Below are 10,941 nucleotides of genomic sequence, written 5' to 3'. Positions count from 1 at the left end.
CCATGATCATCCCAACCTTACAGCAACCTTACAGTTATGCAAAAACCCCCAGGGCTCTAATGCATCCCTGAGGGTTATTCTTCAAGTATTTTTATAATAAACCTACAATTCCTTCGTCATAAATTTGCTATTCGGATCCGGGATATAATCGGCAAACGGCTCACAATAGGTGAAGCCGAAATCTTCATACAGCTTGCGGGCAGGGATGAATGAATCCATGGACCCGGTCTCCAGGCTGATCCGCTTGTATCCGCGGCTTACGGCTACTTCGATAATATGAGCAAGAATATTTCTGGCTACACCTTTGCGCAGATGCTTTTTAGCGGTCCGCATCGATTTGAGTTCTGCATGCTCTGTGTCCAATTCCTTTATCGCCCCGCAGCCCATAAGCTCTTCATCCTCCCAGGCACACCAGAAGGTTATTTCCGGCTGCTTCAACCCGTCCAGATTAAGGGCGTGAATGCTCTCTGGCGGAGAGTCCTCGGCCATTCCCTGCAGGTGTTCTGCAATTAATCCAATCACTTGTCCCCCGCTCAAATCATCTACAAGAATCTTCACTGCTACCACTCCTAGTTAATATTAAGTATGAACTATACCTGTTAACTTTCTGTATATCATATTACTCCGATGGCAGGTTTCCTGACAACCCTATGATGAAGATTGGCGCGGTTAACGTAAAGCTTTGAATAATAAAATGTTAGACTGGAATCGTTCATTTATCTTTCGGTGCGATTAGATTAACCTTTTAATATTTGCTTGTACTGCTTGTTAGCCTTATATGCAAAGTGAAAATACAAAAGAAAAGCTTTCACTCTCCCTACATCAAGATGCAATATCCGTTATAGTTGTTGTCTTAAGCCAAGGACAAGGGATGGGTACCTTAAAAAGAAAAAAGCCGCTAAATAGCGGCTTCAATAGAACTATATTTGCTTAGGGTTTGCTTAAGCCTACCACTCCGCAATGCTGCCGTCGCGATGCCGCCATACCGGATTTCTCCAGCGGTGGCCGTCCTCCGCCATCTTCCGCACATACTCCTCGTTCACGGTAATGCCAAGACCCGGTCCGGAAGGAATCTGGACATGACCGTCACTGTAGGCAAAGACGGTAGGATCGGTGATATAATCCAGCAGGTCATTGCCTTGATTATAATGGATGCCGAGGCTTTGCTCCTGAATGACCGCATTGTAAGACGTTGCATCCACCTGAAGACAGGCGGCCAGAGCGATCGGCCCAAGCGGGCAATGCGGAGCGACTGCGACATCGAACGCCTCGGCCATGGCGAATATTTTTTTGCATTCCGTAATCCCTCCTGCATGGGACAGATCGGGCTGAATAATGTCAACCACCCCATCCTTCAGCAGATTTTTGAATTCCCAGCGCGAGTACATTCGTTCACCTGTGGCGATTGGAGTACTGGTATGATGTGCGATCTCCCGCAGTACCTCATTGTTCTCCGGCAGCACCGGCTCTTCTATGAACATCAGGCGGTAGGGGTCGAGCTCTCTGGCCAGTCCGCGTGCCATCGGTTTGTGAAGCCGTCCGTGAAAATCAACGGCAATCCCGAATTCCGGTCCGCAGGCCTCCCTGATGGCGGCGACCCGCTCGACGATAGCATAAATCTTGTCATGTGTATCAATGAACTGCATCTCTTCTGAGGCATTCATCTTAATTGCCGTGAACCCGGCGGCCTTCTTCTCCAGAGCTGCCTTGACAACATCGATGGGGCGGTCTCCGCCTACCCAGGAGTACACCCGCATGGAATTGCGGCAAGCGCCGCCCAGCAGCTGATACACAGGCGCATTGTAGATTTTCCCTTTAATATCCCATAACGCCTGATCGATCCCCGCTATCGCACTCATCAGAATAGCCCCGCCACGATAGAAGCCTCCCCGGTACATGAGCTGCCATAGGTCTTCAATCCGCTGGGGGTCCTGCCCAATGACATAATCCATCAGTTCTTCCACTGCGGCCTGCACCGTATGTGCCTTGCCTTCGACCACCGGCTCCCCCCAGCCGGATAGGCCTTCATCGGTTTCAATCTTCAGAAACAGCCAGCGGGGAGGAACGATAAAGGTCTCAAATCCGGTGATTTTCATTGATTATTTGGCTCCTATTGTGTTATTCATTCTGGCCTTGCTGACTTCATTGGCAAATTGGCGGGCCGTCTCTGTGATCTTCCCATAGTCGCCCTGCTCCACCGCTTCCCGATCTACGAGAGCGCTTCCCAAACCGACGGCAACGGCTCCGGCGGCAATGAAGGCTCCGACATTCGCAAGGGTCACGCCTCCTGTCGGCATCATGCGGATGTGGCCAAGTGGCCCCTGCAATTCCTTGATGTAGGAGGCACCGAGTGAACCGCCCGGGAACACCTTAAGCAGGTCTGCACCCGCTTCATGCCCTCTGACCGCTTCGGTCGGTGTCATTACACCTGGAATCGAGATTCGCCCATGCTGTAAGGTCAGTTCTACAATCGCCTCATTCAAATTTGGGGAGAAAATAAAATCGGCTCCCGCCGCGATCGCCTGCTCGGCCTGCGCCAGCTTCAGTACGGTACCTGCTCCTACCAGCAGGCGATCTCCATATTTCGCCTTCATGTCCCCGATCAGCCTGTAAACCTCCGGGGTATCGGCTGTAATCTCCAGCGCTCCAACACCGCCGTCTGCCAGTGCCGCAGCAATTGCATCCACCCGTTCAGGCGCTGGTCTGCGGATGACGGCGACCAGCCCGGAGGTCATCAGCTGCTCAATCTGTCTATCTTTGTCCATGTCCTTCCTCCTCCTTGGAATGTACCTCACCTACCGGATAATATCCTCCATGCCAGCTCCCCCTGCCAAGAGAAAATCCACCTCCTGCCGGGTCGGAAGACCTTCCACATCGCCGCTTACCCCGACAACAATGGAACCTACAGCGTTACCGCGCCGCACGGCAGAAGGCAGGTCCTCCCCCTGGAGCAAGCCGCTTATAAAGCCTGCGGCAAAACCGTCACCGGCACCCATCGGATCAATGAGTCTTTTCACGGGGAACCCTGGCTCATTTCCAGAGCTGTGTCCGTTACTGTAATAAGCACCGTCCGCGCCCAGTTTGATTACGGCAGCACCGGCCCCGGATTCCAGCAACCGGTCTGCGATCTCTGCAGGCGCACTGCATCCTGTCAGAAACTGCCCCTCATCGATGCCGGGCATTACGTAGTCAGCAAGCGCCGCGATTTCGTTAAGAACACGATAAGCCTCTTCTCTGTTCCACAGCTTCCAACGGATATTGGGATCAAACACAATGGCCGTACCGTGTTTTTTGGCTGCTTCGAGGGCGCGAAAGGTTAATTTCCTGCACTCGGGGCTAAGCGCCGGTGTGATGCCCGTAACATGCAGAATGCGGGCACCTCCCACATATGCCTCATTAAGTTCATCCGCTTGCATCAGGCTGGCAGCGGAATGCTTGCGATAGTAGTACACCTGTATTTTGTCCGGGGATATTTGTTCTTTGAAGAACACTCCCGTCGGCGCATCAGCAGTAACCTTGACTTCGGAAGTATCAACGCCATGTCCTCTTACGAATTGCTTAATATAGCGTCCAAATGGATCATTTCCGAGCTTGCTGAACCAGCCTGCGCTATGCCCCATACGGGCAAGCCCAATGGCTACATTGGTCTCGGCTCCTGCTACATGCTTGTGAAAACCGTTCACGTACTCCAGGGGAACCATCCGGTCCGGTGCCAGAAGTACCATGGTTTCCCCAAAGGTTACGACCTCCATTGCCCCTCCTCCTTTGGATTCTACGCTGATAGTGTTTCTTCACAAAGATCATATCTTTATTATCATTTTTTTGAAATAGATATGATCTTTACGGTATGATCATATTATCTTGTTCTTCGCTAGTCAATACTAAATCAAGACTCAGACGTATCTGTTTATCGTCACGAAGCTCTTATGCTAGAATGAATGTATTCTAAGTCAAAGGGACGGCTAAACATGAAACAGAATAAACAAACCGCGTTTCAAGCAACAATAGAGATTATGAAGCAGAAAATTCTCGATGGGGAATGGGCTCCAGGGGATCGGCTCCCTACGCTGCAGCAGCTAGCCGTTGATTTCTCTGTGAGTGTCACTACAATACGTGAGGCGCTGCGGATATTAGAGAGTCAGGGGAATGTCAGCATTGAGCACGGGCGCGGGATGTATGTACGAAACGATCCGCTCTTGCTCGATGATCCGGCGGTTGCTTTAGAGGAATTAGATAACATTTCGATTGTGGACCTATTGGAAGCCAGACTGCTCATTGAGCCTGAGCTTGCCGCTTTAGCCGCGCAGCGGGCCGATGAGGATCAGATCCGGCGCCTACGGGTACTGGCAGATCGAATGGTGCGGCAAATGGAGGAAGGTGGATCCTTCTTCGAGACCGACCTCGCCTTTCATCAGTTAATCGCCGAAGGGGCAGCCAATCCGGTGGTGGCGCGGATGCTGAATTCGATTCTCCCCTTGCTGGCTGAAGGGCGCAAGCAAACCAATACGCTGCCCAATATGCGGACCAAGGCCTCCAATTACCATGTTCTGATCGCCATTGCCATCGAGGAACGGCAAAGCGAAACAGCACGGCAGCTAATGGAAAGCCATATTCAAAGTATGCTGACCACCCTTAAGCAGTAGCTTCTTTCGGAATACAAAAGAAACCCAGAGTCTTTAAAAGACCCGGGTTTCTCCACGCTGCAGAAATTCATCAATCATCGCCTTGTATTTATCAAGACTGTACACGTTATACATCCGGGAAGTAAGGGCGCGGGTGTTTCCGAAGAAAAAGCGTTCAAACTGTTTCTGTCTGCCGCCGAAAGGACTGACCGCCAGTTCCCAGGTCAGCCGGAAAAGAGAAATCCGGTCGCGAGCGGATGACTCCTGTCCTTTAAGATAGAGACGGATAAAGCCGCCGGCATCAGATCCCAGGTCTGTCTCGGAAGGAAGCATCACCAGATTGCTGGAGCTGATGTCCTGGAGCATACCCAGCATCTCCTGATAAAAAGAGGAATACTGCATCGTAGCCGCAATCAGCGGCTTGTGGGCCGGCACATAATAACCCTTGGCATCCGGTTCTGCCATCATTTCGGAAGCCAGGCGAAGAGCTTTTAAATTCTCAAGCATGGTCAAAATCCGGGATATCCGCTCCATCGTTACCGCTTCGAGAGCGATATTCTGTTCATCTGACAATTTAGAGATCAGGCCGAGCAGAAATTCCGTCTTGGCAATGTAGCGTGTAAGCACCTGATGGCCGGCATGGCTGTGAAAATTCCCTTCGTTGAATAGCCGCTCTCCAATCTCTTGATTCCCTAAGTAAAAGATACGGTTGCGTGGGATGAAGACGTGATCGAAGATCACCATGGCGTCCATTTCTTCAAATCTGCTGCTCAGCGGATGATCATATGGAGATGAGCCTGAGTAACTCTCACGGCAAATGAAGGTCATCCCTTCCAGATCATTGGGAACGGCAAAAGCAAAGGCATATGGATTATCCTGTTCCAGCATGGAAGGGAGAGGTGAAGGGATCACCAGTATTTCATCACAGGTTGCTGCCTGCGTAGCCATCATAAAAGCACCGTTTACCACAATTCCGTTCTCCTTGTGCTCGACAACTTTAGCTGTAATGGAATCCTCCACCTCGTCCACCACTTCGGACAACCGGCTGGCAAACGGCTGAATAAATGCGTGGGATAAGGTAATGTCCTGGCTGCGGCAGTACTCATAGTACTTTTTAAGATTATCTTCATATTCCGGATTGTATTCTTGTAACAGATGCGCAGCGGTATATAAAGACATCAGCGTCGTGTTCATATAATCGGGTGATCTCCCTAAAAACCCGTGGTGCTTCCCGGCCCACAATTCCATCATGATCCTCCGGCGGACCAGGTCTTCCTTGCTTCTCGGGGCCAGGAGGGAAAGTCCGTAGCGCTCCCCGTCCGTCCCGGTTTGAAAGGTCATTTGTTCGATGGTTTTCTGCTGATGCTGCATATCATACATTTCAGCTTGGGTCTTCATTAATCCGTTGAAGGCGGGATGGCTGGATAAAGCCCTTTGGATGGTTTTACCCTGATACCATATTTTGATCTGCTGGCGATCGATACGCTCGATATATTCCTTGCCGCTCTTAACTGCCATGGCCCACCACCCCATTCATGAACATTCAACGGTTTAGCCAAATTGACTAATACAGTTTCTGTAAAATATGTGGTGGTGTTAAAAGCAGTACATTGTCCATGTTCAAACATTTACTTTTTTTCATCTATTTCAACGACTTGAGTAAGCTCTTTAGCGGACAATACTCAGACAACCGCAGGGTAGCGGAGAGTATTGTTGCACATTTTGCAGGATTTCTTTATAACTGTTGCTGGCTGCGGTACAATGTTGCATTATTTGCACAAATTCCGTTGCAGAGAGCCAGTTAGCGCTGGATTTGTTGCATTTCGTGCAGGATTTCAGCATAGGCCGCACTATGTTATTGTCTACTGACAATGACTCCTTTAATCCTTCTGACTCCAGCAGCAGAAGATTGTTCTTTTGTAATACGGAACGTTCCTAAGTTTGTGGTATCTTCTACATGAGGTCCTCCGCATACTTCCCGGCTCCACACCTTCCCTTCGTGATCTTGGATAGTATATACCTTAACGATATCCGGGTATTTATCCCAAAAGTTACCCTCCACATTACTTTCTTTCGCTTCAAGCTTAGGCAGCTCTGCAATAGAGGTAACTGCTTTCGATGCAATCGCATCATTCACATACTTCTCCACCTCAGCTATTTGCCCGGGTGTAAGTTTATCATCGTGGTTGAAGTCAAACCGTAATCGTTCGGAAGTAATATTACTTCCTTGTTGATGGACATGATCACCTAGCACTTCCCTTAAACCAGCAAGCAACAAATGAGATACCGTGTGCAGCGCGGTTGTTTCTGTGGAATGTTCAGCTAAGCCACCTTTAAATTTACCCGCAGAAGCAGTTCTGCTCATTTCAGCATGTTTTTTTGCTGCCTCAGTATAAGACGCCTTGTCTTCCATGCCATATCCACTTTCTGTTAGGTACTCTTCCGTCAACTCCAAGGGGAATCCATAGGTTTCGTAAAAATAAAATGCATCTGCACCCGTAACGTTACCCTTATTCTTCAGATGTTTCTGTATTTCAAATTCTCCCTGCTGTAACGTTCTATAGAAAAGATTCTCTTCCTTATTTACGATTTCGATGACTTTCTTTTTATTGCGGATTAAATCTTCATAAGCTGTAGCTTCATCTATATAAACTTCAGACAACTGACCCGCAAAGCTTCCTTGTATCCCTATTTTTTTACCTGCACGAATTGCCCTTCTTAATAGCCTTCTTGTTATATATCCTGCATCACTATTAGCTGGCTCCGCACCGTCATTAATGAGAAAAGTAGCTGCTCTCACATGATCCAGTATGATTCTAAAGGACTTTAAGTCGTCCGTATAGGATTTACCGCTTAGCTCCATCAATTTTTTCTTGGGGTTATGGAAGAAAGCTGTATTATATATATCCTTGTCCCCATTAAGGGCTGTAGCCACCCTTTCTAATCCGCCTCCATAATCCAGATTGGGATTTTGCATTTTAACAAATCCTGTGTCTCCTTTGGTGTAACACATAAATACGTTGTTCCCAATTTCCAGGAATCTGTCGCTTTCAGAAGCAGGATGGTCCAGTGAATCACCGTCCGGTTCAAGATCATAGAACATTTCACTATCAGGCCCACCCGGTTCACCAACCGGCATCTGAAGCGGACTTCCGGCCCGGCTCCACCAGTTTTCTTGTTCATCGTATAAGAAAATCTTCCCGCCTCTAGATGCCCCGTATTGCCAGGGATCCTCTTCAATGATAGGGTCTATCCCGACGGATTTGAATTTTGCTGACCAGAGCTCAATGGCTTCCGTATCTTTCGGTATATTCAGTTCATCACTTCCTGCGAAAGCGCTGATATACAGCCTGGCAGGATCCATTCCTAATTCGATGATCTGCCAATTCCAAATGGCATCGATTTGTTTTTGCTTATAGTTATGTTCATTTGCTTTGAACTCCCACCGGCCGATCATTTCGAAAAATGTCAGATGCGACGTATCGCCTACTTCCTCAATATCCACTGTTCTCAAGCACTTCTGAATATTAGCAATCTCATTACCGGCCGGATGCTTTTCCCCCAATAAAAAGGGAACCATCGGCTGCATGCCGCTTCCTGTAAACAAGGTCGAGGGATCATTTTCCGGTAACAAGCTAGAAGAAGGCACTTGGCTAGCCCCTATTCCTTTCATAAAATCAACATAGGATTGTCTCAATTCATCTGGCGTCATTCTAATACCTCCATCCAATATTATTTATGCTTAAAACAAAAAAGCCCTAAGCTGACATATTACTTGTCAACTTAGGGCGAACGATTATGTCCGTGTTACCACCTAACTTCAGATTGCTCTGCGCTCTATCAGTACGGGATTACTCCGATACTGTTTCCTGAATAACGGTGGAACTCCGTTGAAGCCTACTAAGATTCCTCTGTTCGGTCCACAGCTCCGAGACTGCTTCACTATTAGATCAATGAAGATTCGCATCAACCATCTTCTCTCTGTGAGATCCTTAATAGTTACTATTTCTCATCATAGCCTTTTCGTTTTAAGTTAAAGCAATGCTAGCACAATCCGCTTGCTTCGTCAATTAATGAGTTACCTGGAGCCGGCGTTTACCATCTGCTTAGCCTGCATACGACTGGCCTGTAACAAAGCATCACTGAGCTGCGTATCACTAACTGCCCGTGCCAGTGCAACGGTACCCACCATACTGCTTACCAATGCATAACCATTTGAGGGATCGATCCCAGCCATATTTGTAATAAATGCGATGAAACGTTGAAGCTCTTGTGTGTAGGCTTGCCTGATATCTGCCGATAGCTGGGAAATTTCCCCCGATAAAGCAGGTAAGATACAACCGGCTTCCGTCTGATCCCGATGCAGGGGGCTTAAGTAAAAATCAATGACGGCCTCAATCGGCGGCGTCTGATCTTCGTTTTTGTTATGGTCTGCAATTCTCTGCAGCATTTCAATGGTGTCACTAATGGCGAAATGACAGGTCTCCATCACAAGCTGATCTTTATTTTCAAAATGGGAGTAAAATCCTCCGTGCGTCAGTCCAGCACCTTTCATAATATGCGGAAGACTGATATTCCGCACGCCGTGGGTGCGAAATGCTTTGGCTGCGCTGGTAATGATATGGTTCCGAACTTTGAGCTTGTGCCCTTTCGGATAAGGCATCCTGCTCCCTCCCCTTTGTATAAGTCTGTATCTATGAATGTCTTTTGAAATATTATATTTATCATATTATTTAATGTCAATTGGTAATGGAGTGTTGACTCTTCTAAAATATGATGACTATAATATATTATGATTAACATATTATAACTTGGAGGTACCCATCATGAACTCATTAGAAGCTGTAGATACCCTGGTTATTGGATCGGGACCTGGCGGTTATGTGGCTGCATTACGTTCGTCACAACTGGGCATGACAACAGTCCTTGTGGAGCGCCACCAGATCGGAGGGGTATGCACGCATGTAGGCTGTATTCCTTCCAAAGCGCTGATTGCTGAAGCGGAGCGTATTCATTTGCGCAGACACTGGTACGCTGTTGACGAAGCTTCTTCTTTTCAGGAGGCGCAGTTGTTTAAGCAAGCTGTGGTGGATAAGCAGTCTGGAGGGGTTCGGTTTTTACTTAAATCGGCAGGTGTGACTGTTATTGAAGGAGAAGCCAGCTTGATAGATGCGAATACCGTTGAAATTCATCACAATGAACAGATTGAGCGCCGAATGGGCTTTAAGCATCTCATCCTGGCAACCGGTTCCCGTCCGATTGAAATCAGCGCGCTTCCTTTCGGCGGACGGATTCTTTCATCCACGGAGGTGCTATCGCTGGCCGACATTCCTAAGAGCCTCGTTGTAGTTGGCGGCGGTTATATTGGTGTGGAACTGGGGCAGATGTTTGCGAGATTTGGAACCGCAGTTACGATACTCGAGGGGGGTAGACAGATTTTACCCGGATTTGAAGCAGAGCTTGTTGCACCTGTCGTTCGTCAACTGAAGAAGGACGGGATAACAATCCTAACGGAAGCTAAGGTTACAGGAGCAGACCCATATACGAGTCACATTGATCTACAATATATGCGTCAGGATCAACACCATGTTGTTCAAGCTGAATATGCATTAATTACGGTTGGCAGAAAACCGAATACAGATGGAACCTTGGGTCTTGAAAAGATTGGTTTGTCCCCTACTCCGCAAGGCTTGATCGAGATTGACAAGCAGTGCAGAACATCCATTCCGAATATCTATGCCATTGGAGATATTGTTCAAGGCCCTGCCTTGGCCCATAAAGCTTCATATGAAGCAAAAATTGCAGCAGAAGCGATTGCGGGTAAACCCTCTGTCATCGACTACAAAGCTCTTCCGCTGGTTGTGTTTTCTCACCCGGAGATTACGAGCGTTGGTCTTAGCGAAACGGATTGTAAACACAAATCCATTCCTGTTATCGTTGGAAAATCTATCTTCTCTATTAACGGCCGTGCGCTGGCTCTGAAGGAAACCGAAGGATTTGTCAAAATTGTTGCTCATGCTGCGTCTGGACTTGTATTAGGTGCACAGATTGTAGGCGCTGAAGCATCTACGCTTATATCGGAGCTTTCCCTTGCGATTGAGATGGGGGCAACCGTAGAAGATATAGCCATGACCATCCACCCGCATCCAACGTTAGGCGAAATTGTCAAGGAGGCCGCAGAACAGGCCCAACGGAGGCTATAACAAACAAAAACAGTATCAGAAGCAAATCAGCCGCGAATCGGAAAATCAACTAAACAAAAGCGCCGCAACCCTATCATTCGGATTGCAGCGCTTTTGTTTACATTCAATCATCCTAC

General features: G+C 48.1%; 9 protein-coding genes and 1 other annotated feature. Of the genes, 2 read left to right on the top strand and 7 right to left on the bottom strand.

From position 1 onward, the window contains the following. Positions 1-102: 102 nt before the first annotated feature. From NSS83_RS03485 to NSS83_RS03470, 4 genes are all read right to left on the bottom strand, one after another. Positions 103-558 (bottom strand): GNAT family N-acetyltransferase, encoded by a 456-nt coding sequence (locus tag NSS83_RS03485; RefSeq protein ID WP_341185723.1) that lies wholly within the window; start codon positions 556-558, stop codon positions 103-105. Positions 559-947: 389 nt separating this feature from the next. Further along, a complete protein-coding gene (dgoD, locus tag NSS83_RS03480; RefSeq protein WP_341347676.1) occupies positions 948-2,096 on the bottom strand; it encodes a galactonate dehydratase in 1,149 nt (382 codons plus the stop codon). Between the two features lie 3 nt (positions 2,097-2,099). Beyond that, a complete protein-coding gene (locus tag NSS83_RS03475; protein ID WP_341347675.1) occupies positions 2,100-2,765 on the bottom strand; it encodes a bifunctional 4-hydroxy-2-oxoglutarate aldolase/2-dehydro-3-deoxy-phosphogluconate aldolase in 666 nt (221 codons plus the stop codon). Between the two features lie 30 nt (positions 2,766-2,795). Next, entirely contained in the window at positions 2,796-3,752 is a 957-nt protein-coding gene (locus NSS83_RS03470; protein ID WP_341185726.1) for a sugar kinase, read from the bottom strand. Between the two features lie 216 nt (positions 3,753-3,968). Between NSS83_RS03470 and NSS83_RS03465 the strand changes: the two genes are divergently transcribed. After that, positions 3,969-4,643, top strand: coding sequence for a FadR/GntR family transcriptional regulator (locus tag NSS83_RS03465; protein ID WP_341185727.1), 675 nt, complete (start codon positions 3,969-3,971; stop codon positions 4,641-4,643). 33 nt (positions 4,644-4,676) lie between these two features. Here NSS83_RS03465 and NSS83_RS03460 read toward each other — a convergent pair whose 3' ends face one another. From NSS83_RS03460 to NSS83_RS03450, 3 genes are all read right to left on the bottom strand, one after another. Further along, on the bottom strand, positions 4,677-6,140 hold the full coding sequence (locus tag NSS83_RS03460) for a 4-hydroxyphenylacetate 3-hydroxylase N-terminal domain-containing protein (protein WP_341185728.1): 1,464 nt from the start codon (positions 6,138-6,140) through the stop codon (positions 4,677-4,679). Positions 6,141-6,477: 337 nt separating this feature from the next. Further along, positions 6,478-8,334, bottom strand: coding sequence for an alanine--tRNA ligase (locus tag NSS83_RS03455; RefSeq protein ID WP_341185729.1), 1,857 nt, complete (start codon positions 8,332-8,334; stop codon positions 6,478-6,480). 69 nt (positions 8,335-8,403) lie between these two features. Further along, positions 8,404-8,647: a binding site (T-box leader), on the bottom strand. A gap of 53 nt (positions 8,648-8,700) precedes the next feature. Beyond that, entirely contained in the window at positions 8,701-9,285 is a 585-nt protein-coding gene (locus tag NSS83_RS03450) for a TetR/AcrR family transcriptional regulator (protein ID WP_341185730.1), read from the bottom strand. A 163-nt stretch (positions 9,286-9,448) separates the two neighbouring features. Here NSS83_RS03450 and lpdA point away from each other — a divergent pair, with 163 nt between their 5' ends. Further along, positions 9,449-10,825 (top strand): dihydrolipoyl dehydrogenase, encoded by a 1,377-nt coding sequence (lpdA, locus tag NSS83_RS03445; RefSeq protein WP_341185731.1) that lies wholly within the window; start codon positions 9,449-9,451, stop codon positions 10,823-10,825. Positions 10,826-10,941 lie beyond the last annotated feature (116 nt).

Source organism: Paenibacillus sp. FSL H3-0469 (assembly GCF_038051945.1).
Classification (GTDB): Bacteria; Bacillota; Bacilli; order Paenibacillales; family Paenibacillaceae; genus Paenibacillus_AQ.
This window is presented reverse-complemented; position numbering and strand designations above follow the sequence as displayed.